At 37.3% G+C, this 24,539-nt stretch carries 27 protein-coding genes, 1 tRNA gene, 3 pseudogenes and 1 riboswitch; of the genes and pseudogenes, 5 read left to right on the forward strand and 26 right to left on the reverse strand.

Annotated features, from left to right (window positions below; genetic code table 11):
* Positions 1–19 precede the first annotated feature (19 nt).
* From SK642_RS05045 to SK642_RS05145, 21 genes and pseudogenes are all read right to left on the reverse strand, one after another.
* The gene (locus SK642_RS05045) at positions 20–1,753 is read right to left on the reverse strand and encodes a DUF262 domain-containing protein (protein WP_033683630.1); all 1,734 of its coding nucleotides are present in this window, start codon (positions 1,751–1,753) and stop codon (positions 20–22) included.
* A gap of 102 nt (positions 1,754–1,855) precedes the next feature.
* Positions 1,856–2,620 carry an ATP-grasp domain-containing protein gene (locus SK642_RS05050; protein ID WP_033683631.1) on the reverse strand — a complete coding sequence of 255 codons (765 nt, stop codon included), beginning with the start codon at positions 2,618–2,620 and terminating at the stop codon, positions 1,856–1,858.
* A 63-nt stretch (positions 2,621–2,683) separates the two neighbouring features.
* Entirely contained in the window at positions 2,684–2,872 is a 189-nt protein-coding gene (locus SK642_RS05055; RefSeq protein ID WP_000179769.1) for a hypothetical protein, read from the reverse strand.
* A gap of 321 nt (positions 2,873–3,193) precedes the next feature.
* Positions 3,194–3,759 (reverse strand): annotated as a pseudogene (locus SK642_RS05060) (hypothetical protein).
* 373 nt (positions 3,760–4,132) lie between these two features.
* Positions 4,133–4,875, reverse strand: a pseudogene (locus SK642_RS05065) (CPBP family intramembrane glutamic endopeptidase).
* Between the two features lie 168 nt (positions 4,876–5,043).
* The gene (locus SK642_RS05070; RefSeq protein ID WP_033683632.1) at positions 5,044–5,385 is read right to left on the reverse strand and encodes a GntR family transcriptional regulator; all 342 of its coding nucleotides are present in this window, start codon (positions 5,383–5,385) and stop codon (positions 5,044–5,046) included.
* Complete coding sequence (locus tag SK642_RS05075; protein WP_033683633.1) at positions 5,382–5,603, reverse strand: DUF1648 domain-containing protein; 222 nt, start codon at positions 5,601–5,603, stop codon at positions 5,382–5,384. Before SK642_RS05075 ends, SK642_RS05070 begins: the two co-directional genes overlap by 4 nt.
* Positions 5,604–5,621: 18 nt before the next feature.
* Positions 5,622–7,181: a membrane protein gene (locus tag SK642_RS05080; protein WP_033683634.1), complete on the reverse strand. Its 1,560-nt coding sequence runs from the start codon at positions 7,179–7,181 to the stop codon at positions 5,622–5,624.
* Positions 7,174–7,884: an ABC transporter ATP-binding protein gene (locus SK642_RS05085; protein ID WP_033683635.1), complete on the reverse strand. Its 711-nt coding sequence runs from the start codon at positions 7,882–7,884 to the stop codon at positions 7,174–7,176. The genes SK642_RS05080 and SK642_RS05085 overlap by 8 nt, the downstream gene beginning before the upstream one ends.
* A gap of 109 nt (positions 7,885–7,993) precedes the next feature.
* Positions 7,994–8,611, reverse strand: coding sequence for a TetR/AcrR family transcriptional regulator (locus SK642_RS05090; protein WP_033683636.1), 618 nt, complete (start codon positions 8,609–8,611; stop codon positions 7,994–7,996).
* A gap of 197 nt (positions 8,612–8,808) precedes the next feature.
* Entirely contained in the window at positions 8,809–10,167 is a 1,359-nt protein-coding gene (rlmD, locus tag SK642_RS05095; RefSeq protein WP_033683637.1) for a 23S rRNA (uracil(1939)-C(5))-methyltransferase RlmD, read from the reverse strand.
* A gap of 73 nt (positions 10,168–10,240) precedes the next feature.
* Complete coding sequence (locus SK642_RS05100; RefSeq protein WP_033683638.1) at positions 10,241–11,215, reverse strand: DUF1002 domain-containing protein; 975 nt, start codon at positions 11,213–11,215, stop codon at positions 10,241–10,243.
* Between the two features lie 73 nt (positions 11,216–11,288).
* A complete protein-coding gene (gene pmp23 / locus SK642_RS05105; RefSeq protein WP_033683639.1) occupies positions 11,289–11,903 on the reverse strand; it encodes a cell wall hydrolase Pmp23 in 615 nt (204 codons plus the stop codon).
* On the reverse strand, positions 11,903–12,877 hold the full coding sequence (locus tag SK642_RS05110; RefSeq protein ID WP_033683640.1) for a nucleoid-associated protein: 975 nt from the start codon (positions 12,875–12,877) through the stop codon (positions 11,903–11,905). Before SK642_RS05110 ends, pmp23 begins: the two co-directional genes overlap by 1 nt.
* A gap of 7 nt (positions 12,878–12,884) precedes the next feature.
* Positions 12,885–14,141 (reverse strand): serine hydroxymethyltransferase, encoded by a 1,257-nt coding sequence (gene glyA, locus SK642_RS05115; protein ID WP_033683641.1) that lies wholly within the window; start codon positions 14,139–14,141, stop codon positions 12,885–12,887.
* Between the two features lie 60 nt (positions 14,142–14,201).
* Positions 14,202–14,633 carry a GNAT family N-acetyltransferase gene (locus tag SK642_RS05120; RefSeq protein WP_033683642.1) on the reverse strand — a complete coding sequence of 144 codons (432 nt, stop codon included), beginning with the start codon at positions 14,631–14,633 and terminating at the stop codon, positions 14,202–14,204.
* Between the two features lies 1 nt (position 14,634).
* Positions 14,635–15,237, reverse strand: a complete 603-nt coding sequence (locus tag SK642_RS05125; protein WP_033683643.1) for an L-threonylcarbamoyladenylate synthase — start codon at positions 15,235–15,237, stop codon at positions 14,635–14,637.
* On the reverse strand, positions 15,221–16,057 hold the full coding sequence (gene prmC, locus SK642_RS05130; protein ID WP_033683644.1) for a peptide chain release factor N(5)-glutamine methyltransferase: 837 nt from the start codon (positions 16,055–16,057) through the stop codon (positions 15,221–15,223). Before prmC ends, SK642_RS05125 begins: the two co-directional genes overlap by 17 nt.
* Complete coding sequence (gene prfA, locus SK642_RS05135) at positions 16,057–17,136, reverse strand: peptide chain release factor 1 (RefSeq protein WP_001028815.1); 1,080 nt, start codon at positions 17,134–17,136, stop codon at positions 16,057–16,059. The genes prmC and prfA overlap by 1 nt, the downstream gene beginning before the upstream one ends.
* A 9-nt stretch (positions 17,137–17,145) precedes the next feature.
* Entirely contained in the window at positions 17,146–17,625 is a 480-nt protein-coding gene (locus SK642_RS05140) for a GNAT family N-acetyltransferase (RefSeq protein WP_033683645.1), read from the reverse strand.
* Positions 17,615–18,214: a thymidine kinase gene (locus tag SK642_RS05145; protein ID WP_033683647.1), complete on the reverse strand. Its 600-nt coding sequence runs from the start codon at positions 18,212–18,214 to the stop codon at positions 17,615–17,617. Before SK642_RS05145 ends, SK642_RS05140 begins: the two co-directional genes overlap by 11 nt.
* Before the next feature lie 123 nt (positions 18,215–18,337).
* On the opposite strand from SK642_RS05145, the gene SK642_RS05150 reads away from it, so the two are divergent.
* Complete coding sequence (locus SK642_RS05150; RefSeq protein ID WP_001117401.1) at positions 18,338–18,520, forward strand: 4-oxalocrotonate tautomerase; 183 nt, start codon at positions 18,338–18,340, stop codon at positions 18,518–18,520.
* Between the two features lie 137 nt (positions 18,521–18,657).
* Positions 18,658–20,031, forward strand: a complete 1,374-nt coding sequence (mnmE, locus tag SK642_RS05155) for a tRNA uridine-5-carboxymethylaminomethyl(34) synthesis GTPase MnmE (protein WP_033683648.1) — start codon at positions 18,658–18,660, stop codon at positions 20,029–20,031.
* A 46-nt stretch (positions 20,032–20,077) separates the two neighbouring features.
* Here the strand turns inward: mnmE and dapA are convergent, their stop codons facing one another.
* The 4 genes from dapA to SK642_RS05175 form a co-directional block, all read right to left on the reverse strand.
* Positions 20,078–21,013, reverse strand: a complete 936-nt coding sequence (gene dapA, locus SK642_RS05160; RefSeq protein ID WP_000121608.1) for a 4-hydroxy-tetrahydrodipicolinate synthase — start codon at positions 21,011–21,013, stop codon at positions 20,078–20,080.
* A 55-nt stretch (positions 21,014–21,068) separates the two neighbouring features.
* A complete protein-coding gene (locus SK642_RS05165; protein WP_033683649.1) occupies positions 21,069–22,145 on the reverse strand; it encodes an aspartate-semialdehyde dehydrogenase in 1,077 nt (358 codons plus the stop codon).
* Positions 22,146–22,532: 387 nt separating this feature from the next.
* Positions 22,533–22,605 (reverse strand) — tRNA-Thr (locus tag SK642_RS05170).
* A gap of 99 nt (positions 22,606–22,704) precedes the next feature.
* Positions 22,705–23,214: a QueT transporter family protein gene (locus tag SK642_RS05175; protein ID WP_000737072.1), complete on the reverse strand. Its 510-nt coding sequence runs from the start codon at positions 23,212–23,214 to the stop codon at positions 22,705–22,707.
* Positions 23,212–23,309, reverse strand: a riboswitch (PreQ1 riboswitch). (Overlaps the previous gene by 3 nt.)
* Positions 23,310–23,337: 28 nt before the next feature.
* On the opposite strand from SK642_RS05175, the gene SK642_RS05180 reads away from it, so the two are divergent.
* A complete protein-coding gene (locus tag SK642_RS05180) occupies positions 23,338–23,769 on the forward strand; it encodes a GtrA family protein (RefSeq protein WP_033683650.1) in 432 nt (143 codons plus the stop codon).
* An 80-nt stretch (positions 23,770–23,849) separates the two neighbouring features.
* Positions 23,850–24,230 (forward strand): large conductance mechanosensitive channel protein MscL, encoded by a 381-nt coding sequence (gene mscL, locus SK642_RS05185; RefSeq protein ID WP_033683653.1) that lies wholly within the window; start codon positions 23,850–23,852, stop codon positions 24,228–24,230.
* Here the strand turns inward: mscL and SK642_RS10925 are convergent.
* Complete coding sequence (locus tag SK642_RS10925) at positions 24,197–24,403, reverse strand: hypothetical protein (protein ID WP_235230856.1); 207 nt, start codon at positions 24,401–24,403, stop codon at positions 24,197–24,199. The genes mscL and SK642_RS10925 overlap by 34 nt on opposite strands.
* On the opposite strand from SK642_RS10925, the pseudogene SK642_RS11200 reads away from it, so the two are divergent.
* A pseudogene (locus SK642_RS11200) lies at positions 24,364–24,539 on the forward strand (IS1182 family transposase); the annotation flags it as partial. The gene SK642_RS10925 and the pseudogene SK642_RS11200 overlap by 40 nt on opposite strands.

The following is a 24,539-nucleotide window of genomic DNA, read 5'->3' on the forward strand; positions in this document are numbered from 1 at the left end:
CTCCAAGCTTATTTTTATATTACCACTTATCATTTAAAATAGTTCTCAAATGTTCTTTCATATTAATAACCCTGTTTGTATAAAACTCTTCAAAATCAGAAAAATCCAAACTTACTGACTCATCAATAAATAATCGTTTTTTAGAAATACCATTATTTTTAACCCAGGTAGCTAGATCATTATCACTTTTTGCTGTATTGAGTTCACTATTTAATAGTTGCAAATTACCTAATTTATTCCAATTTTTACCAACTCTTTCAATCATGGCACTATAAGAACTATTTTTTCTTTTGAATAGTGTTTGAGGATGAATATGATCAACATGGAAATTTTGGTTAAAGTAATCTAAATCTTGATAAAATAATGATAGTACAAAAAATACATCTCCACCGTATGTCCGTTCAAACAAATCGTCAATAAATTCAGTGTCGAAGTTATAGTTTTTTGTTGGATTTGATTTAGCTTTATCAATAATAACTTGTAAAGGAAAACTAGAACTGCTATTCTCATTAATAATCTTTCTAAGATCAACAAGAACAGTATTGGATTGACCACCAAATATTCTCTTCAGGAAAGATAAAATAAGCCATTGTTTAATCAATTTATGATTTATGCTACCAAAGAATCTAACCTTAATAATCTCTTCTTCTAAGTTATTTTTATAAACATAATAAATAATGGGAATTGCAGCATTTAGAGCTGGAAAAGTTTGAGAATTAAATCCCATCCTATAAAACATTTGGAAAGTATTGGAAATGCTTAATTTTATTCTAGACCAATTTTTAATTACAGAATTTAATAATTCTTCATCAAAATTTTTTACTCTATTTTTAATATCATTAGAAAACAACATTAAAATAGATTTAATTATTAAATCCGAACTAATATTAAAATCGCAAAAGCTACGGACATCTTTAATTAATTCATCGAACTCATCCCTACTCTCTTTCCAATGAGTTGTTAAAACTGACATTAACAAATCTGAAAATGTTAATTTAGTCCCACCGTCGTTTGTGCGTATAAATATATCTAATACTTTATCAAGATCTTGTTCGGTTTCCAAGTAGTAATTAAGAATTTTATCTTCCCTAATTACTTTATTTAATTTTCTTAGTGTATTACGTGCGTATTTTTTATCTTTTATATTTAATTGTTGTTCAACAAAATCACTAATTTCTTCAAATATGTCATCAGGATTTATTTGAAGAATATCACCGACTTTATACCAAGTTTTATCTTTACTATTTTCAGCCTCAGATTTCGGCAAAAATCTGAAATTATATGCTCTGTCGATATCTGATTCACTTTGGTATTCCGAAGTAATATCTAAATATAAAAACTGTTCTTCAAAGTAATCAGATTTATCTACCCAAGGTCTATGAGGTTTTTTCATTGTATAGCTTCCTTTTAAACCAAGGTATAAGCTATTTAGTCTTTGTTGCCCATCAATAACAGCAAAAAAATCATCATCGGAAGCTGTTTTATTAATCATTTCATTTTCAACTTCAAATCTTTGTTTATACTTTCTCAAAAAAGAATAATAGTTATAATTATTTTTTATTTGAGGAGAATTTATTTCCCACAACATCAATGAATTAAAAGGGTAATCTCTCATAATACTGTCGAAAAGTAGTTCAATTTGATTTTTTCCCCAAACAAAACGTCGTTGAATTCCTGGCAAAACATATTTATTTTCATCAATTTTATCAATCGCTTCTGTAATGGTTATAGGAGTTTGAAAACCCTTTGGCATATTAACATCCCCTTGAATATTACTTTATACTATTATATCATTATTCAAAATAAAAAACTGCAACTTATTAGTTGCAGTTACACAGATTTATTTCTGTTCCTTTTAGAAACTTATATTTCCATTTTCAGGCATAGTAAAAACATCGTTTTTTTCAAAATAAGGTTTTACCATTTCTTTCCATCTAGCTTTATGAAAATTGATTGAGTTTAAAGGAGATAGGCCATAATTTCCTAATGCATAACCATCATTTACTTCAACAACAAGTGTCTTGCCATCTCGAGCAACACCGATATCTAGTCCATAAGCTATTGGCCCATCTTTCCAACATGATATGGCTTCATCAATTACACTAGGATCAAATAATGCATGATAATCACCTGTATAGGGTCGAACATCTAATACGCGACCATCTAACACAAAACAACGCCATTCAGCTATGAATTCTACAACCTCACTAATCCATATAGGATAATCAAAAGGTAGACCAATACCTATTAAATCATGGGTTCCATTAACAACTCTTCCAGTAAAGACTTTTGAACCAGCTTTAGGCTTAATAAATTTTCCCCAATTATCAGGTATATTCATAATCTCTCCTAAAATTCCAGCATAAATCTTTCGACCATAAAACTCTTTAAGCTCAATAGGATAGTCATAAACCGGAACATTTAACCCCATCATTTTTAGTAATGCTCTAGTCTCCGTTATATAATCTACAACTGTATCATCACTTGTTAACTGTTTTATTTCAGAAAAAGATTGATATAAAATAACTTCTTCTCCTTGTAAGTAGGCACCTACTTGAGCATTGTACTTATTAATTGAAACTTCACTTGGTAGTTTGCTTTGTCTAATATAAACAACCATTTCATCACTCCTATATCACTAGTGTTACACCTATTTGTAAAAAAAATAATAGCATTTATGCTGTTATTTTTTTGAGTAAATAGCTCCCATAATATCATCGAAATAATCAACAGTATTTAGGAGCAATTCTATAACCTGGGACTTTGTTAGTCGCATTCCCCTTCTATCTCTAGCATCTTCTACTAAATTTTCAAGTTTCTCTAGATTTTTATCATCCAAGCTAATCATTATTCTATTTTTATCAGTTGCCATTTACTTCACCTCAAGTTAATTCTATCACAGGTGTAACACTTGTGTCAACTGATTTTTATAATACATTAGTTTAAAAGTGGAGAGGTTTTTTAACACAGTAACTTTAAATCTTTGGTATTAAAAAATTTTCACAGTATTTATAGAAATAAAATCTGTCTCAAATAAGTTATCAAATCTAGTATAAATTATGAGAGGCTACTCTAATAATTTCCCTCTAAAGAAGAAAAAGGCTTACACTCAAGGGTTTTCTTAACCCCCTTCGTTACAACGTTTTGACGCTTTTACTAGCAAAGGTACATACTCACAAGGAACTTTGATTGACTATTGAATCTCTCCCATCTCTTCTTCAACATATCCTTCTACATCTTCAATCTCTACAAACATTGGGTCTAAGTGACACAAGAAATGCCAATCTTCTCTCCCTTTTTTTCTGTAGAGAATCGCTTCGCCGTCTTCACTTCCGAAAAAGCTTCTGTCTAATTCATATCCGCTGCCTTCTAGAAAGTCTTTTGCCTGGCGATAGTTCGCTTCTCTCGCTTCAACATAGGTTTTAATTTCATGGTTGTTAACGACATATGCATCGATTTTTGAATATCCTTCAATCACTCTATCGTTTTTGAGGGATAAATTTGAAATCTCTTTCCAAATAATGTCTACATTTTCCTCAGGATCGAACATAAATTTAGATAAAGGAACAATATTTCCGTTAAAAATAATTTCCATATAATCCTGTATGTTTTTAGGATTAAAATATTCCACTTCAAAACCATCTTCTGTTCCAGAGTGTATCCCGGGATTTGAGCTACAAAAGTTTTCCCATCTTCTATGGAATCAAACGCAACTAAATCTTTAGAATAATCATTTTGGTACAATTCCAATATAACCATCGATTCATTATTAGGCTAATGTAAATAAGCACGTCACTTGACCAGTTAAGACTTTCTGTATCATTTCGTCGGTTTCCCTCCTCATTCTACGAGTCCTATCGCATGGGAGATCATTTACTTCTACTTCGCTGATACCTCAGCTCGTACAAGCAGTGATACCGCCTCAACATGTGGTAATATTCTTCTTTTATATTAATAAACGAAAGGCAGTAAAAATCATTTTAGAATGATACTGTGTAACGGAAAGGTTATCACTACTTCCAAAAGAAACGACATTCATCACTCCACTTTAAATTATAATAGAAAATTCTCTAACATAGATCATCTAATTAGCAAATCGTTACTTTTAATAATGGATATCCTGATCTAAATTTTAAAATGTTGTTTCCTTATTAATTCTATTACTAGCCAATATTGTATAAATCAAATAACCAATAAAAATGATGGTAAAAATAACATTAATTTTTAACACAAAATAGAGATTTAACAAATTTGCGAACGCATGAAATAATAGACAGTACCCCACTGATTTCGTTTGACGATAAAGAAGCCCTAAAACAAAACTTAAAAATAATGTATATATAAAAAATAAAATAAAAGGAAATCCTTGATGGCTTTCTCCAACTATAAACCATAAAGGCAGATGCCAAATCCCCCAAATTGATCCTACAATCAAATTAGATTGCCAATAAGTATATTTTTTATCAAGTAACGGTTGTAATATACCTCTCCATCCTAATTCTTCATGTCCACCACCAAAAAAATTAATTGTATAAAGAATAGTGGCATCAGATAAATTGATACTCCGTTTAATTCTAATGAAGATACAGAGAATAGTATCAAAATTGCTAACAAATGAATAATGAAATAAATACTACTATTTTTTCTTTTATTAAATACAAAATGTTTAAATTTTATATTATTACTTTTCAAATAAAAGCCACTTGCAATAGCTGGACCAAGTGCACCTACTATATGTAACATTCTCCCTATAAATGTTTCTAATCCCAAAATATGAGATTGAGTAAATATGGCAAGAAGCCCCCAAGCTATATAAGTAATTCCAAATGTAAAATAAAGATAATTTTTTAAATTCTTTTTGTCAATTTCTGTCATCTTATCTTCCTAATCTTGATTATTCTACGTATAATATTTTTTTACTACTTCTTAGTTGCTCTCGATTATAACTACCTATATTCTATCATAAAAACACAAAAAAGCCTTACAATCAAGGCTTTTCTATACTTTCACAAATAATCCTAATAAATTTCCATTCAATTTCTTCTAAGCATCTTTTCTAAAAAATAAATTGACAATCTCATCTTCTGAAAAGCCTAGTTCACCTAGTTTTTCAAACAAAATTTTCACTAGCTTGTTAGATTCTTGATATCTTAACTCCTTTATTTCTTGCTCGCTTGCTATGACAAAATATCCTAATGTTCCACAGCTAATAACCAAATTCTGTTCTTCGAGAACTTTCATTACTTTTTTAATAGTTGCCGGATTACACTTCTCGTTTTCTGCTAATCTCCTTATTGAAGGAATTTGTTGTTCAGGTGCATAATCACCTCTTAAAATAGTCGTTCTTAATTTTGATGTAATTTGTAAATATAGATGGGGTTTCATTTAATCTTTTTATTTTCACTTTCCCTAACAAACTTCCAATATGCAGAATAGGGGATGACTGTAGCTAGTAGAAGATAGTATTTATTTGCAAACATATCTGCTTCTCCTTTTGCATTGAAATGAATCGGAACTTTTTCTGGGAGAAATCTACAAATAACAACTATTATAGCTAGGATTACTAATAACACCAAAATATCTTTTATCAGTCTGTTTTTCATCTTATTTTTCTCCTTTAACTAGATAAAATTTGACTTGCTTATTGTTAAATAAACACCCATTGTAATAACCAATAAAACTACTGATACTACCTGTAAAACAAATATAATCGGAAGATTAAACAGCCAATTAAGCAAAAGTGGCGTAATAAGCGCAATCATACCAATAATTCCAGTTACAATAACAGGAAGACTTTGTTTGACAACTATCATCTCACTGTCCCAATCATAGTTAGGATATTTTTTATTTAATGCAATTCCGATTACAGTTATAAAAAAGGAGTAACATATAGGAACAATAATTAGGTTCGTGACTTGAATGAGATTCATATCTAGTTTTAGCACAAATACAGATACAGAAATCATATATCCAATCAAATGAAGTGTAAGATTAACAGCTATCTTAGCATTTAAAATCATTCTTACCTCAACCGGAGAACTTTTCAAAATCCAAATATTTTTACCCTCTAAAGACATAGATGAAGCTGCTGCACAACTGAGTGAAAGCATAGATGAAATAAAGACGGGAGCTAAGTTTGAAAGATACTCATTTATATTTTCAATTCCTGTAGAATTTCCTATTTGCCCTACAGAATTAAACAGGAAACATATACTAAAGACACATAAAAGAATCACTCCAAGCCCAGCATTCAAGACTGCCATATAAGAACTTAAAAATCGTCCAAGCTCTTTTTGATACAAGGCAAAAAATACCGATTTTCTTTCATAAGATACTTTGTCATTAGCATATCTTGATTTTGTATTGGCAAGTATATTAAGTAGTCCATACTTCAACGAAGCAATTTTGACAAATAGATAAAAGACGACTATTGAAAGAACTATATAAAATCCCATTCCAATATACATTGGAAAATTTGTGTGTTGCACGAATAACCCGGATATTGGGTACAGTTCTGTAATTTGCTTAGAAAGCATGATCTCAATGCTGTCTTCATTACCTGATTTCATAGCTGACACTGCAATATATCCAATTATGCCTATCATTGCAAATGAAAAGATTAGAGCAATAACATTTTTCCTCTTAAAATAAGATGAAATAGTCACAACAATGATTCCCATACATGCTGCTATACACATAGGTATCAAGGGAGCAAAGATGATAGAAGTAAAATACAGTACAATTTGTAAGACGTTTAAACTTCCATTCAAGATCCATACAATTCCACCCGGGAGCATAAACATCAATCCTATTAAAAAATTCAATAAGTACATAAACATGAACTTGCTGGTAATAATATCCAAACTTTTAACAGGTAAAGATAAGAGAATTTCCATATCTCGACTTCCAAATAAAATGCCATTCGAATAAAATACTGTTAAAAATAGTATTGAAAAACTTGAGACAGAGACCATATATGCCGGTATCAAGTCCTGCTGTCCGACGTGTACCAATGTTTTCGCTGTTAGTATATTATAAACAAAGCAAAATAAGGAAAGGGTTATTATGCCAAAACTCGCAATAGCCATTGAACTTTGTTTTTTATTTCCTGAATCTCTAATCTCGTTAATAGGAAAGAAATTAATCAATTGCGCTTTAAGCAGTATCCAAATGTTACTCATTGTCCTGCACCTCCATGAAAAATGCCTCCAATGATTCATCACCTTTGACGTCTCCTGTATTGCCACTTGCAATTAACTTTCCATTTTTGATAATGGCAATCTTATTACATAATTTTTCCGCAACATCCAATACATGGGTTGAAAAGAAAATAGCACCTCCATCTGAAACACACTCATGCATAATTTTCTTTAGTAGGAAAGTTGCTTTGGGATCTAGCCCAACAAAAGGTTCATCTAAAATCAACAGTTTGGGAGAATGTACAAGTGCAGAAATAATCGCTGTTCGTTGCTTCATACCATGTGAATATGAAGAAATAATCCCCGAAAGATGCTCAGTCATATCAAATAAATCACCGTATTTTTGGATTCTCTCCCTGCGTATTTTTGTAGGAATTTCAAACAAGTCAGCAATAAAATTAATATATTGAAGTCCTGTCATATGTTCATACAAATCTGGATTATCTGGGATATACGCCATCATTTTTTTACAAATAACAGGTTCTTCTTTAATAGAATGACCGTTGATAATTATACTTCCGTCTTCAAAATCATGGATACCGACAACTGCCTTTATCGTTGACGTTTTCCCCGCACCATTTGCTCCAATAAAACCATAAATATCTCCAGGCTGTACTGAAATAGATAGGTTATCCACAACCTTTTTATCCCCATAACATTTACTAAAATTCTTTATCTCTAACATATTTTCACCCTCATTGACAATTTGTCAGTTATACTTTGAAATAATACCGATAGCTTGTTTTTATTTAGCTATCGGCACATAGTTCTCTTTACAGAAATTCCATCTCTTTTTAATAGCTAAAGAGTTCCTCTGTATTTAGGTTTTGTTCTAGCATTATCTTAAATGCATCCAAGTAATCTTTGACAGGTTCTTTCTTTGAAGTTTTTATACCTATGTTATTGGAAACAAAAACATAGGCTGTCATCAGGAATTCTGCTGTTTCTGATGGATATTTTACAAAAAATACTTTTTCTGAGATGCCTTGATTTATTATCCTATTAAAATATATAGTCAGTTTTTCAATGAGCTTATGAGATAACTTATCTAACATATAACGATTTTCTTCAAGATCAACCGTCTTTTGTAACTCAGTTCCTTCCGCTGAAACGTTATCTGTAGAGATTATTGTGGCATCTATAAAGGCTCTTATTTTTTCAATAGCAGTTTTGTCGTCATCATTGACAATCACATGAACATCTCTCAATAATTTCTCTGAATAACGTTCCACAAGACAATACAGAATATCTTCTTTGTTCTTAAAGTGATAGTATAACAAACCTCGTGATATATTTACCTTATCGACTATATCCTGAGTTGTTGTGTTCGCATATCCTTTCTCCATAAAGAGGAGCATAGCAGCATCCATAATCTCAGCCCGTCGAATTTCCGGATCTTTTACATCTCGCATTTTATTCCTCCTGATTATAAATTATACTACTCTACTGACAAATTGTCAATTAAAAATTACCTTTTTGAGGATACCAAAAAATCCTTGACACCAAGGATTTTTCGTCAACATTTTTTTCTAAGCTCGTACAAGCAGTGATACCGCCTCGACGTGATGCGTTTGTGGGACTCAAAAGGTTTGGGTGAACCTTTTGAGGTTTAACTGCATTTCACTAACAAACTCACACACTCCACGTGATGCGTTTGAGGAAACAGATCCACTGGTTGTACTTTCTTCAATTCATATCCCAACTCTTGGTAGAGTTTGATATCACGCGCCATGGTTGCGACATTACAAGAGATATAGGCAATACGATCAGCTCCAGTTTGGGTACTTGCTTTGATAAAGCTCTCGGTCAATCCCTTGCGTGGAGGATCAACCAATATAACACTTGGTTGAATACCGTCTTTGAGCCAATTCTTTATGGCATTTTCAGCTGTGTCACAGACATAGTGAGCATTTGTGATATTGTTTAATGCAACATTCTTCTTGCTATTCTCAACCGCTTCTGGAATAACCTCCACACCATAGACTTCCTTGACATGTTTCGCAACGGAAAGGCCAATCGTGCCGATACCAGAATAGGCATCAATAACCACATCATCTTCTTTTAACTCCGCAAAGTCAATGGCTGTTTGATAGAGTTTTTCAGCCATTTCAGTATTGACTTGATAAAAGGCTGGGCCAGCGATCTGGTAGTCATTTCCCAACATCTGGTCAGTGATAAAGTCTTGTCCATAAAGAGTGCGCCATTCCTTACCAAAAATCGCATTGGTATTTTGGTCGTTGATATTTTGCATAACAGACACAATCTCTGGTAACTGCTTGATGATTTGTTCAATCAATTGTTCCACACGGAAAACTTTAGGACGAGTTGTTACCAAAATAACCATGATTTGCCCTGAGTAGTGGCCACGACGCACCACAAGGTTCCGAACCAAGCCGGACTGTTCCTTTTCGTCATAAGGTTTCAAATCATAACGACGGAGCAAGTCGCGTAGGGCTACCACTAGCTCGTCAATCACAGGATCTTGGATAAAGAAATCTTCCAGAGGCATGAGGTCGTGGGAATTCTTACGGAAAAATCCTGTGTCCAAGACACCATTGACTCGACGAACAGGTACTTGCGCCTTATTTCGGTACTTGACTGGATTTTTCATACCTAAAGTTTCAGCAACCTCTACATCAGCAATTCCAGCAATCTTGTATAGACTGTCCTTGACTTGCTTAGTTTTAAACTTGAGCTGTTCTGGATAAGCAAGATGACCTAAATCCGCGATTCCTGAACGAAGGTAAGCCAAATCTAGATCTTGATTACGGTGTTGTGATTGAACAAGGTATTCTTCAACCTTCCCAAAACCAATCTTTTTATTAACCTTGAGGACTCGCATGAGGATTTTTTCACTTGGTAAAGCATTCTCGACAAAAAAGACCAAACCATCCACCTTGGCAACTCCTGCACCTTCATGGGTCAAATCAATAATTTCAACCTCTACAATATCATTTTTCTTTAACATTCTCTTCTCTTTCTATTGACCGACAAAAAAGACGGCAACGTTACGGTTACCATCTATTATACCATGAAATTTCTTAAGAACCAAAACTCTTGAAGAAGTTGACAATGGCTTGCCAGAGGGAGCTTAGGAAATTACCGCCGTCCTCTAGCGCCTTATCCGCATCAAAGTTAAGGTTGATATTTTTAAAACTGTCGCCAGCTTGTGATACGATGCTTTGTTTAAGGTCATTCAGGGTTTTAGTGAAGTCTGCATTGCTGAGGATATCACTCTTTGAGAGATTCAAAGCAAAATTGATGATGATATTGATCTGGTTTCCTGTTATGACCTGATCAAGTTTGTAATTTTTTAAGGTATCTTCAACGATTTTGCGGACATCTTCCTCCGTCAGATTTCCCTTGCTTTCTTTAGCTTTGGCGAGTCCTGACTTAATGTCTGCTAAAGCAACGTTTAATTTATTAGCATCATAGCCTGTTTTGTCCTTGTTTTCAGCATTGATATCAGACAAAGCCTTTAACTCTTCTTGAGCCAAATCTTTGTTGGCTTGTGGCACCTTGGCTCCATTAGCCTCTAGCGAATAGTAAATCCCTGCTAAGGCACTCTCACCTGTAACTGGAATAGGGGATGCTACAGTGATTTTGGCATGTTCCACGCCCAGAGTTACGGCTGCATTTCGGTACATATCCTGCGTCACCTTAGTGATGTTTTCTGGTGTTTCAATCTTGACCTCAAGTGACGACTTGTCACCTAGCTTTTGAATCTTGGCTGATGAATACAACTGTAAACTAGAATCATTGGCCACATTCATGATTTTAGAATAGACATCAGGTGTCATAGTCTTGAGTTCTTTAGTATCTGTTGAGGCATTGTAGCCCAGTTTTTTTAGAGTTTGATTTTTTTGATCTTCAGACAACGAAGAACCTAGGACGTATTCAGGTTGAACATAGGTTTCATCGATAACTTTTTGCACATCTGTTGCTGCATGGGCGCTATTCATAGCTGTTACTGTCCACAAGACCGCAGCACTAGTCAGAAAGAGTTTCTTTCTCATAGGGATTATCCTCCTTTACCTTTCTAGAGTAATATATCTATCTTAAAGAAAACTTATAACAAAAACACCTGGGCTAGCCAGATGTCGAAAAGAGAGTGAAACATTTGATGATGTAAAGGTTAAGTTGCACCTGTCTAGAATAATAATAGTTTCCTCCATTTACATAGAGTTCGGCTCCATGAAAAATGGAAATGGGGTGAATATAACTATAAGTCTTTCCAGTGGTATTACCAAGCAAGGGAGCAACAGTATCACGAGAGTACTGTTTGGCCAGAGCCAAGGTGTTTTCCTTGCCATTTTGGGCGATATAATCAATATAGGCAGGTCCAAAATTATAGGCTTGAACAGCCGTCCAGACATCTACCCCCTTCTTCTGGGCCAGATAGAGATTGTCTGTCAGAGTTTGAACACCTTGTCGAATGCTAGAGGCATTATCATTGATGGTATTGGTTGAACCACTTGCAGACTCACTAGACTGCATAACATCGCCTTCTTTTCCTTTTGTTTCAGTATAAATCATAGCGAGCACAAGCTCTTCGTTTGCTGGGGTATCTTTTTCACTCAAGATTTCTCGCACCATGGGTTGATAGGTCATGACTTGCTTGACATCTTGGTGAATACGGTAAGCTTTATATCCAGCAAAAAGGAAGACTGCTAGTACAAGCACTCTTCGAATTCGTTTAAACATTATTTACTTTGGATATCCTCGATATTTTTGATTAAGATAGAGTAAGTTCCATTGTCATTTTGGATAAACTCAACAGACTCGGCGTCTTGATAGACGTTATTGGGAACGATGAGCTCAATTCCATTTGACAAGGAAAGTTTTTGGTTTTCAAATTTCTTTAATTGGCGACTGGCATCAATTTCATCAAATTGAACAGGTTCTGGTACAGATTCTTTAACTTGGTCAATAAAGCTCAAACGAGCCGTCAGATTGTTGTCAAAAAGGTCATTGGCCAATTTTTCAGGTGACAATTCATTGCTTTCTTCCAGGTTATTGAAAATAGCTGATTTGACCTTAGATTGAAATTGAAAATCATCTGTGTTAAAAGTCTCAGCAATGCGCTGTGCCGTTTTTTCCAGCTCCTTGATGGATTTCTTAGGTGAAATCTTAGGGGCGACGGCAAGGAGGTTGTCTGAAAAATAGTTCAAGAAAGCCCCGTTGTACTTGATTCGTTTTTCAATCAGATGATACTTGCGACTCAGAAGATTAACCACCAAGGCCTCGTCAGCACCCGTTCCAAATCCAGGCAGATTATTCTGAGTCAGCTTAATTGGATTATCAACTTCTCCTCCGAGGTGAGTCAGAGTCTCACGCAGTGCAATTCGCAAAAAAGCGAAATGTTCCACCCCTTCTTTAGAAAATTGCACAAAAATCAAGTCATTAGTCTTGAGGTTTTCAGAAATGCTAAACTCTTCTTTCCAGAGATTAGCCAGTGTTATTGATGTCTCCAACAAATCGTCTGTGATGTGATTGAAGAAGGGATTTTCTTCTTCGAAAATCCCAGTCTTGGCTTCATCTGAATACACACGTTCGATTTTTTTACGCAGGTATTCTTCGATTTTTGGAGTGATATTGAGAAACTTATCCGCTAGGAACAGCTCGGTATCATCGGGACTGAACTGATGGATAATAGCTTTCTTAATATAAATGTCCATAAAAATTTTAGTCCTCGTATAATGGGAAGGCATCTGTCAACGCTTTGACTTCTCTTCTCACTTCTTCTAAGACAGCTTCATTTTCTGCATTTTTAAGGGTTTTAATGATGAGTTCAGCAACTTTGCGGCTTTCTTCTTCACCAAATCCACGTGCAGTGATAGCTGCAGATCCGATACGAATTCCGCTTGTCTTGAATGGTGACAAGCTTTCGTAAGGGATTGAGTTTTTATTTAGGGTAATATTGACTTCATCCAGCAAGTTTTGAGCAACTTTTCCGTTTTCTACAACCTTAGTCACGTCCACTAGGAAGAGGTGGTTTTCAGTTCCGCCAGAAATGATACGGAAATCAGGGTCTTGCAAGAAGACATCTGCCATAGCCTTGCTGTTTTTGATGACATTAGCAGCATATTCCTTGAAGGCTGGATCCAAAACTTCTTTGAATGAGACAGCCTTAGCCGCCACAACATGCTCCAAAGGACCGCCTTGAATACCTGGGAAAATTGCTGAATTGATTTTCTTAGCTAATTCCTCATCATTAGTCAAAATCAAACCACCACGTGGACCACGAAGGGTTTTGTGGGTCGTTGTTGTCGTGATGTGAGCGTATGGCACTGGGCTTGGATGTAGACCAGCCGCCACCAAACCAGCGATGTGGGCCATATCTACCATGAGCTTAGCACCAACGGCATCAGCAATTTCACGGAATTTTGAAAAGTCGATAATTTGAGAATAGGCTGAAGCACCAGCTACAATCAATTTTGGTTTTACTTCTTGGGCTTGTTTCAAGATGGCATCAAAGTCCAAGAGTTCCGTTTCAGGATCCACACTATAAGACACAAAGTTGTAGGTTTGACCTGAGAAGCTAACAGGAGCTCCGTGGGTCAAGTGTCCACCTGCTGCCAAATCCATTCCCATAACGGTATCACCTGGTTCAATCAAGGCCATGTAAGCTGCACAGTTGGCTTGACTTCCTGAGTGAGGTTGGACATTGGCAAATTTAGCACCGAAAATTTCTTTTGCGCGTTCAATAGCAAGAGTCTCTACCACATCTACTACATCAGTTCCACCATAGTAACGGCGTCCTGGGTAGCCTTCGGCGTATTTATTCGTCAAGATAGACCCTTGCGCAGCCATAACAGCCTTGGAAACTACGTTTTCCGAAGCAATCAACTCGATGTTGTTTTGTTGGCGTTCTTCTTCTTTGGCAATAGCATTCCAGAGATCAGCATCGTATGCTTTAAAATCATCTTTGTCAAAAATCATAGGTCTTCTCCTTTATAGTGTGACTGGTCCTCTAGTTTGTTTTTACAATACGAAAATAAACTAAAAGATGCGAATAAACCGTTTCTGCACTTTATCACAAGTATAACCAACTTTTTCATAAAATGCATGAGCACCCAGACGATGATCGGCAGAGTTTAATCGGATAAACTCATAACCACGTCTTTTTGCTTCTTCCTCCACCCCTTGCAGTAAGCTTTTACCGATACCTCGCCCTTGTGCTTGAGGAGAAACCGCCAATCCTAAGATATTAAAGCCTGCTTTGGAATAGAGGGATTCGTAAACTTCAGCATGGACATATCCAAGCAAGGCATGACTAGCTGCATCCTCATAAGCAAGTAGGAAATGATGGGAATCCTGAGACAATCTAACCAGTTGGTTAGCCGTGTCCTCTGGACTAAAAGAGTAGCCCAAAGCCTCTTGATTGATGTCACATATAGCTTTCACATCAGTTTCTCTTAAATCTCTTAGCATCTCATTCCTCCTCAAAAGAAATCTCTGGCAACCGAGCAAGAATATCTTCTCGCTTAATGGCCCCTTGACGTAAGATTTTCACCTTATCTCCAGACAAGTCCAAGATAGTAGAATCCTGTCCAGTTAGAAAAGCATCGTCCTCTAGGCCCAAAACCTCTTGGTCAAAATCCTTCAGAATTTGTTCAAAGGTTATCCCACTTGCCTGACCTGAAATATTGGCAGACGGCCCAATCAATGGACCTGTCTCACAAATCAAATCTAGTGTAATGGGGTGACTGGGCATTCGAAATCCAACAGTCGCGAGACCAGAATTGACCCAATAGGGAACTCGGTCATTGGCTTCTAGTATAATGGTCAAGGGACCTGGTAAAAAGGTCTCTACAAGTTTTTGTAGATAAGTTGGCTGATTCTTAGAAAAGTACAAGATGTCCTCTAGAGAGGCGATATTGAGGTTAAGCGCCTTGTCTCTTGGACGACATTTGAGTTGATAAACATGATCAACCGCTTTTTCGTCTAGAGCCTTGGCAAAGAGACCGTAAACTGTCTCCGTAGGTAAAACAACCGCCCCCCCCTTTTCCAACTCTTGCCTAATCCTGTCCATCATCAATTACAACCATCCTATCTTGACCAAACTGGTCCTTGAGCGTTCGTACTCGTTTTTCAGGAAGATGTTTCCTAAAAAGTTCAGGAACACTTTGACCTTGCTTGTATCCAATTTCAAGGTAAATCTTACCACCATCTTTGAGATAGTCTTTTGCATCTTCCGCAATTCTACGGTAAATAGCTAGGCCATCCTCATCTGCAAAGAGAGCTAGATGAGGCTCTGAATACAAAACATTCAAGCCTACCTCTGACTCATCTTCACGAGAGATATAGGGTGGATTGGAAACAATTATATCATATTTTTCAGAAATTTCTGTAAAACAGTCAGATTTTTTTAAAAATATTTGAAGATTTTGCTTTTTAGCATTTTCGCTAGCTAAATCTAAAACATCTTGGGAAATATCCGCTGCCGTCACTGACCAATCTGGTCTGTTTTTTGCTAAGGCAAGAGCAATAGCTCCGCTACCTGTACCGATATCCAGAACTGAAAGATTCGTCTCAGGATTTTCAGCTAGGATAAGCTCAACCAACTCCTCTGTCTCTGGACGAGGAATCAATACGCGCTCATCAACTTTTAACTGCATTCCATAAAAATCTGCCTGTCCAATGATGTACTGTGCCGGTTTATGAGCTGCTAGCTGTTGGAAAATTCCTTTTACAAATACTTCTTCCTCTTCCGTCACTTCCTGCTGGAGGGCAAAAACAAAGTCCGTAAAAGATAGATTTTTCAGGCTACGATAGACAAAAGAGAGGCTTTCTGCTTCCTCTCCTTGTCTTATCAACTCTTCTTCAAAATCTGAAAATAATTGAGCTAATTTCATTACTTGTTTAATTCTTCTAATTTTTGTGTTTGGTCATAAAGAACCAAAGCATCCACAACTTCATCCAATTTACCGGACAAAATGGTATCTAGTTTTTGGAGGGTCAAGCCGATACGGTGGTCTGTGACACGGTTTTGTGGGAAGTTATAAGTACGAATCCGTTCTGAACGGTCACCAGTACCGATTGTCGACTTACGCTCAGCATCTTGTTCATCTTGTGCAATTTGTGCGAAGTGGTCAGCGACACGCGCGCGGATGATTTTCATGGCCTTCTCACGGTTCTTCTGCTGCGTACGTTCTTCCTGCATCTCAACCTTAATATTGGTTGGCAAGTGAACGATACGAACAGCAGTCGCAACCTTGTTGACGTTCTGTCCACCAGCACCTGATGCGTGGTAGATGTCAACACGAAGGTCTTTTGGATCGATATCGTATTCTACTTCTTCCACTTCAGGCATGACAAGAACTGTGGCTGTCGAAGTATGTACACGGCCTTGGCTTTCTGTCACAGGAACACGTTGCACTCGGTGGGCACCTGATTCATACTTGAGTTTAGAGTATACAGACTGACCCGAAACCATAGCAACCACTTCTTTGAAACCACCGACACCGTTCATAGAAGCTTCCATAACTTCAAAGCGCCATCCTTGGGCTTCTGCATACTTTTGGTACATGGTTAGCAAATCCCCAGCGAAAAGTGCTGCTTCATCTCCACCAGCTGCTCCACGGATTTCTAGGATGATGTTCTTGTCATCGTTTGGATCCTTTGGAAGGAGCAAGATCTTCAGTTTTTCTTCGTATTCTTCTTTTTCAGCCTTGGCATCTTTCAATTCTTGCTTAGCCATTTCTTCCAAATCCGCATCTCCGCCCGATTCCTTAATCATCTCTTCGGCATCAACGATATTTTGAAGGACTTGTTTGTACTCACGGTAGGCTGTTACCGTGTCACGAGTTGAAGCTTCTTCTTTTGAAAGCTCCATGAAACGCTTGGTGTCTGAAACGACATCAGGGTCACTCAACAATTCACCTAGTTCTTCATAACGGTCTTCTACAGCTTGTAGTTGATCATAGATATTCATTTTTTCTCCTTATTTCTCAATTGTTAGATCATAGATTGCTACTACTTCGTTCTCGGATATTTCCCCAGTTTCTTTGAATCCATAACTGAGGTAACAAGATCTTGCATGTTCATTTTCTGGTTCATAAGACAACCAAAGTTTATTGCCTAAACCTGCTGGCGCTGTCTGAACATAGTCTAGCACTTCATCCATAATTGGTTTAAAATATCCTTGATTTTGAAGATTCTTATCAATCATAAAACGAAATAGTAAATAATTTCCACTACTAATTCCGATCTTTTTATCATAAGCTATCATCACAAATCCTATGATTGCATCATTATTATAAACTGCCAATGGAGCTACAAAATCTCCATTTTTAGTGTAGACGTATGCTTCAGCTAAACTAATTGCGTTGGTTGCAATGAATTGTTTTTGATATTCCTTGACATCCAAATTCAAAACATCAAAATAATTTTCCATTGTGACATCTCTTAGTTCAATTGTCATAGTTTTGCTCCTTGTTAGAGGTTATCATTGGCGCAAAATAATGTTTACGACAAACCGAGATATAGGTTTCATTTCCACCGATTTGAATCTGCTCACCATCATAAACGGGCAGTCCATCCTGTGTACGCAACACCATAGTCGCCTTTTTCTTGCAATACTGGCAAATAGTCTTGATTTCTTCGATCTTGTCTGCTAAAAGCAAGAGATATTTGGAACCTTCGAACAATTCATTGCGAAAGTCATTTTTCAAACCAAAAGCCATGACGGGTATGTCTAACTCGTCCACAACACGAGCTAGGTCGTAAACATGGTGACGCTTGAGAAACTGGGCTTCATCGACCAAAACACAGTAAGGCTTTTCTGGTAGGTCTCGGATATAACCGAAGATATCCGTCGTTTCCTCAATCGCAAGGGCAGGGCGTTTCATGCCAATACGACTCGACACATAGCCAACACCGTCACGCGTATCCAGAGCCGAGGTCATAATGACAACACCTTTTCCTTGCTCCTCATAGTTATAGGCCACTTTGAGAATCTCAATGGTCTTACCAGAGTTCATGGTCCCATAACGATAATACAACTGTGCCATGCTTCTTGCTTCACGTCCATTTCTAAATTTTTGCTACATTCTAGTATATCATAATTTTCTTAAGCTTTAAACGGCAAAATGTGGTAAAATAGAAGAAATCAAAAACTAGTGGAGGAAGCTATTATGCCATTTGTACGCATCGATTTATTTGAAGGACGCACGCTCGAGCAAAAGAAAGCTCTTGCTAAGGAAGTGACGGAAGCTGTTGTCCGTAATACTGGAGCCCCTCAATCAGCCGTTCATGTCATCATCAACGACATGCCAGAAGGAACTTACTTCCCACAAGGGGAAATGCGTACCAAATAAGCTAGCTTAAGCAGAATTGCTTAGGCTTTTTCAATCTCCAAGTGGCATCCATTGAAGAAATAGTTTAAATTTGTTACAATTTGAAAGGATACTTGGAAGAATTTCCAAGAAAAGAGCTATTAATTAAAGGAAATATTATGATTACACGTGAATTTGATACCATCGCTGCTATCTCTACTCCACTAGGTGAAGGAGCCATTGGTATTGTCCGCTTGAGCGGAACTGACAGTTTTACCATTGCGCAAAAAATTTTTAAAGGGAAAGACTTGAGTCAGGTTGCTAGCCACACTCTTAACTACGGTCACATCGTTGACCCTCAAACTGGTAAGGTTATGGACGAGGTTATGGTTGGGGCTATGAAGTCTCCAAAGACCTTCACTCGTGAGGATATTATCGAGATCAACACCCACGGTGGGATTGCGGTAACCAATGAGATTCTCCAGCTGGCTATCCGTGAAGGAGCTCGGTTGGCAGAACCTGGAGAATTTACTAAACGTGCCTTTCTAAACGGTCGCGTAGACTTGACACAGGCTGAGGCGGTGATGGACATCATCCGTGCCAAAACTGACAAGGCCATGAACATTGCAGTTAAGCAATTAGACGGCTCCCTTTCTGACCTCATTAATAATACTCGGCAAGAAATCCTCAATACTCTTGCCCAAGTCGAGGTCAATATCGACTATCCTGAGTATGACGATGTTGAAGAAGCCACTACTGCTGTTGTCCGCGAGAAGACTCTAGAGTTTGAACAGTTGCTAACCAATCTGCTTAGGACAGCTCGTCGCGGTAAAATCCTCCGTGAAGGAATTTCAACTGCCATCATCGGCCGTCCCAACGTTGGGAAATCAAGCCTTCTCAACAACCTCTTGCGTGAGGACAAGGCTATCGTTACAGACATTGCTGGTACTACTCGAGATGTCATCGAAGAATACGTCAACATCAATGGTGTACCTCTCAAATTGATTGATACAGCTGGAATTCGTGAAACAGATGACATTGTAGAACAAATCGGTGTCGAGCGCTCCAAAAAAGCCCTCAAGGAAGCTGACTTGGTTCTGCTAGTGCTAAATGCTAGCGAGCCACTGACCGCCCAAGATCGTCAACTCTTAGAAGTCAGCCAAGATACTAATCGCATTATTCTGCTTAACAAAACAGACCTGCCTGAAGCGATTGAAACTTCGGAACTCCCTGAAGATGTCATCCGTATTTCAGTTCTTAAAAATCAAAACATCGATAAGATTGAAGAGAGAATCAACAACCTCTTCTTTGAAAATGCTGGTTTGGTTGAGCAAGATGCAACCTACCTATCAAATGCCCGTCATATTTCCTTGATTGAAAAAGCAGTCGAAAGCTTACAGGCTGTTAAAGAAGGGCTGGAACTAGGTATGCCAGTTGACTTGCTTCAAGTTGACTTGACTCGTACTTGGGAAATCCTCGGAGAAATCACAGGGGATGCTGCTCCAGATGAACTCATTACCCAACTCTTTAGCCAATTCTGTTTAGGAAAATAAGAAAAATCCATGATCATTCTTGCGGTCATGGATTTTATAGTCTTTATTAGTAATCTGGTCTTAAGACACCTGTTACAGTTGCCTTAGTTGCTTCGTAGTCGCCATCTACAACAACCTTGATAATGCGTTTGGCATCTTCTTCTGGTGCTGGAACAAGAGGTAGACGAGTTGGTCCAGCTTCAAATCCCATGTAGTTAAGAACCGCCTTAACAGGAGCAGGACTTGGATAAGAGAAGAGGGCATTGACTTTAGGAATGAACTTGCGCTGAATAGCTGCAGCTTTCTTCATATCGCTTTCTGCAATGGCAGTAAACATCTCATGCATCTCATCCCCATTTGTATGGGATGCAACAGAAATAACCCCATCTGCACCAAGATTCATGGCATGGAAAGCATCTCCATCCTCACCAGTATAGACCAAGAACTCTTCTGGCTTGTGCTCAATCAAGTAAGCCATATTAGCTAAGCTAGTACATTCTTTAACACCGATGATATTTGGATGGTCAGCTAAACGAAGCATGGTTTCTGGAGTCAATTCGACAACCACACGCCCTGGAATGTTATAGATAATAATTGGTAGGTCAGAAGCGTCTGCAATCGCCTTAAAGTGCTGATACATTCCTTCTTGAGAAGGTTTGTTGTAGTAAGGTACGATAGCAAGTCCAGCTGCGAAACCACCAAATTCTGCTACTTCTTTGACAAATTCGATTGAGTCTCGTGTATCATTGGTACCTACACCCGCAATCAAAGGAACACGTCCATTAACAATCTTTTGTACAGCCGCAAAGAGTTCCAACTCTTCATCGTGGGTCAAAGTCGGACTCTCAGCAGTCGTCCCTGCAAGAAGAATTCCGTCTGTGTGATGGGCTAACAAATGCTCAATCAAAGCTGGAATGGCATCAAAGTTGATGGAACCATCCTCGTGGAAAGGGGTAATAAAGGCCGTGATGATTTTACACTCTTTTAAATCTTGATAAGACATGAAAACACCTCTCTATTTCAAAGAAGGAGTTCATCTGAACTCCTAAACGATATAACTATTTTAATTCAAATTTCAATTCGGCAGTTGGACGAACCAAGCCACGTTCATGAAGAGTTTCTGCAATCTGAACTGAGTTCCAAGCAGCACCTTTGAGAAGGTTATCTGAAACAACCCACATGTGGATTCCTTTTTCAGCATCCAAGTCTTTACGGATACGACCAACAAAGGTATCACGTGAACCAACTGCATTGATGGCTTGTGGATAGATTTGATGAGCTACATCATCTTCAAGAACAGCACCTGGGAAGGCCGCGATAGCTGCTTTAACTTCTTCGATTGGAGCCACTTCTTTTGTTTCGATATAAACTGACTCAGAGTGAGCTGACAAGACTGGAATACGAACACATGTTGCAGATACTGCAATGGTGTCATCTTCCATAATTTTCTTAGTTTCCTTAGTCATCTTCATCTCTTCGTATGTGTAATCATTGTCAGTGAAGACATCGATTTGTGGAAGAGCGTTAAAGGCGATAGGATAATGCTTCTTGTCACCGCCTGAAGGTAAGATTTCCGCATGCAAATCACGCGGTTTCACACCATCATTCAAAACTTCACGAAGTTCACGTTGTGTCTCAAGAATCGCTCCCGTACCAGCACCTGAAACGGCTTGGTAAGTTGAAACAATGATACGATCCAAGCCCCATTTTTGACGAACAGGCTCAAGTGCCACCATCATTTGGATTGTCGAACAGTTAGGGCAAGCAATAATCCCGTTGTGGGCATCAAGTGCGTGAGCATTGACTTCTGGAACAACCAATGGTACATCTGGATTTTGACGGAAATAAGATGTGTTATCTACTACTACTGCTCCAGCTTTAACTGCGTATGGTGCATACTTAGCTGATGTAGAACCACCTGCTGAAAAGAGAGCAATGTCAACTCCCTCAAAAGCTGTTTCAGTCGTTTCTTCAATCGTAATATCTTGGTCTTTAAATTTCAAAGTCTTGCCTGCTGAACGTGCAGAAGCAAGTAAACGGATTTTTTCGATTGGAAGTGTTGATTCTTCCAACATTTTTATCATCTGAGCACCGACAGCACCTGTCGCGCCGACTACAGCAACTGTATATCCCATAAGTAACCTCTTTCGGAATTTTCTAAAAATTTCTATAATAGATGTATTATACTACTTTTTCCATGAATTGCAAAGCTTTTTCATCATTTTTTGGAAAATAAAAATCCCCGGTCGCTAGACCAAGGACTAAGAGGCATCTTCATGTGATGAGCAGGTTCACACAACTCATCAAGGTCCGCTCCTGCGTTATGACCTCCTTATGCTCAATAGCAGTCCGAAGACTACCTATCGACTCATCGCATCTACTATTCTACTAAAGAGAATAACTTTTGTCAACAGTAGAGACTCTTTAGTTTTTTTACACAGGTGCATAAGAAGTATCTTTGAAAAATTTGGGGCAGACATAACAAAAAGCCTTGTAAATCAAGGGCTTTTCTGTTTCTTTCATGCTAATTGCCGGGATTGAACCGGCGACCTCATCCTTACCATGGATGCGCTCTGCCAACTGAGCTAAATCAGCTTACCTGAAAAGTATACTATAATCAGAAAAACTTGTCAAGTTTCCTTAGAAATTTTCCATAAGAAAAAGCCAGGTAAGAGGCACCCAGCTTATCTTGTTCTATTTGCTTAAATCGATGCGACGACCAATTTTACCGATAATAATCGCTCCAATAATCAATGAGGCAAATTCACCGATTCCTGTTGTAAACCAAGTAAGGAAAAATGGTAATTGCGCTACAATATTCAACTCTGCAGCGATAGTAAACATGGAAATTGAAAAGAGGATTGAAAAGAAGAAATGATCTTTTCGAATTAATCCGTTAAAGAGGTAATCTTTACTGTATTTTGCAAAAAGCCAAACACCTAGACTGAGGAATACTAGGGTTGATCCACCACCAACAAAGACATCTAGCAGTCCGAAGCTAAAGAAATTAGCAATCATACAACCGATGGTAACTCCGATGATGTACTTAGGATTGTAAAAAGCCATAAAGTTCATCATTTCTGAAATACGAAACTGATAAGCACCATAGCTAATGGCATTTAGGGGCGGTGTGACAGTCAAAACAACATAGATAGCAGCAACGATTGCAATATCTGCTACGTCACGAATAGTTAATTTTTTCATCTTTTCTCCTTTGGCGGGTTGCCCGCGTGTAATATGCTTGGTGAAAGAAGCTAAGCACCAAGGGTTGATTCATTCAACCTTACCAGTATAGCACAATAACTTGCTTTGTGCTATACTTAAAACATGAAAATTCGTATTCAAAAATTTTTTAACAATGAAATCTTAGCTTATCTCTTTTTTGGTTTTGCGACAACTCTAGTTTCGATTCTCTCACGACTAGTCATTTATCAACTAAGTCATCAGGAACTTCTTGCTACTGCTTTAGCAAATATTATCGGTATTCTCTTTGCCTTTATCACAAATGATACTATCGTGTTTAAGCAAGAAAGGAAGAATTGGCCTAAGCGTCTAGTGAAATTTTCTCTTGCTCGCCTTTCTACTTTTCTGTTAGATTTGCTCTTTACTTTTCTGTTTGTGACTCAATTCCCTCATATCATAGGACAATTCGTAAATGAAAGTCTTGACAAAATCAATGCAATCGAAACAGTTCTTGCACAAATATCAATAATTATTCTTAATTATATTTTAAGTAAGGTCTATGTTTTTAACAAATAAAATTTCTGAGCATATATCTTGCAAGCTTTTCTTAATTAATATATAATGAATAGTAAAAATTTTGGAAAGGAATTATGAAAATGTTAAAAGATCTTAAAGCATTTTTGCTTCGTGGTAATGTTGTTGACCTTGCTGTCGGTGTGATCATTGCCTCTGCCTTTGGTGCTATCGTTACTTCTTTTGTTAATGATATCATCACTCCACTTCTATTGAATCCAGCCTTGGAAGCTGCGAAAGTACAAAACATCGCTGAGCTTGCATGGAATGGTGTTACATATGGTAAATTCTTGAGTGCTATTATCAACTTCCTTGTTGTAGGTACTGTCCTCTTCTTTGTTATTAAAGCTATGGAAAAAGCTCAAAGCCTTACTAAGAAAGAAGAAGTTACAGAGGAAGCTCCAGCTGCTCCAACTGAGTTGGAAGTACTTCAAGAAATCAAAGCTCTTCTTGAGAAAAAATAATCGATTAAAAGAGACTGGGACAATAGTCTCTTTTCTCCAAAAAAAGCAACGGATTTGCCGTTGCTTTTTTGCATGGTTGCGATAGTCTTGGTAAAATAGAATTGCTTAATAAACCATTTAGAAAGGCTATCCCATGCATATTCACTATAACACAAATCAAACAACTTTACCACTAGAAATCAGTTCCTTCTTGCCACAAGACCATCTTGTCTTTACTATTGAAAAAAGTGGTAAATACCTTGAAGGATAGTCACTTCCACGCCTTCTATCATGCCTTTGGTCGCCCGTCTTATCACCCTAAAATGCTTA

The organism is Streptococcus mitis (assembly GCF_000722705.1).
GTDB classification, from domain to species: domain Bacteria; phylum Bacillota; class Bacilli; order Lactobacillales; family Streptococcaceae; genus Streptococcus; species Streptococcus mitis_P.

Bases quoted from the DNA above. Each gene is read 5' to 3' on its own strand.
- SK642_RS05045 (WP_033683630.1), bottom strand. From the start codon at position 1,753: ATGCCAAAGGGTTTTCAAACTCCTATAACCATTACAGAAGCGATTGAT.
- SK642_RS05050 (WP_033683631.1), bottom strand. From the start codon at position 2,620: ATGGTTGTTTATATTAGACAAAGCAAACTACCAAGTGAAGTTTCAATT.
- SK642_RS05055 (WP_000179769.1), bottom strand. From the start codon at position 2,872: ATGGCAACTGATAAAAATAGAATAATGATTAGCTTGGATGATAAAAAT.
- SK642_RS05070 (WP_033683632.1), bottom strand. From the start codon at position 5,385: ATGAAACCCCATCTATATTTACAAATTACATCAAAATTAAGAACGACT.
- SK642_RS05075 (WP_033683633.1), bottom strand. From the start codon at position 5,603: ATGAAAAACAGACTGATAAAAGATATTTTGGTGTTATTAGTAATCCTA.
- SK642_RS05080 (WP_033683634.1), bottom strand. From the start codon at position 7,181: ATGAGTAACATTTGGATACTGCTTAAAGCGCAATTGATTAATTTCTTT.
- SK642_RS05085 (WP_033683635.1), bottom strand. From the start codon at position 7,884: ATGTTAGAGATAAAGAATTTTAGTAAATGTTATGGGGATAAAAAGGTT.
- SK642_RS05090 (WP_033683636.1), bottom strand. From the start codon at position 8,611: ATGCGAGATGTAAAAGATCCGGAAATTCGACGGGCTGAGATTATGGAT.
- rlmD (WP_033683637.1), bottom strand. From the start codon at position 10,167: ATGTTAAAGAAAAATGATATTGTAGAGGTTGAAATTATTGATTTGACC.
- SK642_RS05100 (WP_033683638.1), bottom strand. From the start codon at position 11,215: ATGAGAAAGAAACTCTTTCTGACTAGTGCTGCGGTCTTGTGGACAGTA.
- pmp23 (WP_033683639.1), bottom strand. From the start codon at position 11,903: ATGTTTAAACGAATTCGAAGAGTGCTTGTACTAGCAGTCTTCCTTTTT.
- SK642_RS05110 (WP_033683640.1), bottom strand. From the start codon at position 12,877: ATGGACATTTATATTAAGAAAGCTATTATCCATCAGTTCAGTCCCGAT.
- glyA (WP_033683641.1), bottom strand. From the start codon at position 14,141: ATGATTTTTGACAAAGATGATTTTAAAGCATACGATGCTGATCTCTGG.
- SK642_RS05120 (WP_033683642.1), bottom strand. From the start codon at position 14,633: ATGCTAAGAGATTTAAGAGAAACTGATGTGAAAGCTATATGTGACATC.
- SK642_RS05125 (WP_033683643.1), bottom strand. From the start codon at position 15,237: ATGATGGACAGGATTAGGCAAGAGTTGGAAAAGGGGGGGGCGGTTGTT.
- prmC (WP_033683644.1), bottom strand. From the start codon at position 16,057: ATGAAATTAGCTCAATTATTTTCAGATTTTGAAGAAGAGTTGATAAGA.
- prfA (WP_001028815.1), bottom strand. From the start codon at position 17,136: ATGAATATCTATGATCAACTACAAGCTGTAGAAGACCGTTATGAAGAA.
- SK642_RS05140 (WP_033683645.1), bottom strand. From the start codon at position 17,625: ATGACAATTGAACTAAGAGATGTCACAATGGAAAATTATTTTGATGTT.
- SK642_RS05145 (WP_033683647.1), bottom strand. From the start codon at position 18,214: ATGGCACAGTTGTATTATCGTTATGGGACCATGAACTCTGGTAAGACC.
- SK642_RS05150 (WP_001117401.1), top strand. From the start codon at position 18,338: ATGCCATTTGTACGCATCGATTTATTTGAAGGACGCACGCTCGAGCAA.
- mnmE (WP_033683648.1), top strand. From the start codon at position 18,658: ATGATTACACGTGAATTTGATACCATCGCTGCTATCTCTACTCCACTA.
- dapA (WP_000121608.1), bottom strand. From the start codon at position 21,013: ATGTCTTATCAAGATTTAAAAGAGTGTAAAATCATCACGGCCTTTATT.
- SK642_RS05165 (WP_033683649.1), bottom strand. From the start codon at position 22,145: ATGGGATATACAGTTGCTGTAGTCGGCGCGACAGGTGCTGTCGGTGCT.
- SK642_RS05175 (WP_000737072.1), bottom strand. From the start codon at position 23,214: ATGAAAAAATTAACTATTCGTGACGTAGCAGATATTGCAATCGTTGCT.
- SK642_RS05180 (WP_033683650.1), top strand. From the start codon at position 23,338: ATGAAAATTCGTATTCAAAAATTTTTTAACAATGAAATCTTAGCTTAT.
- mscL (WP_033683653.1), top strand. From the start codon at position 23,850: ATGTTAAAAGATCTTAAAGCATTTTTGCTTCGTGGTAATGTTGTTGAC.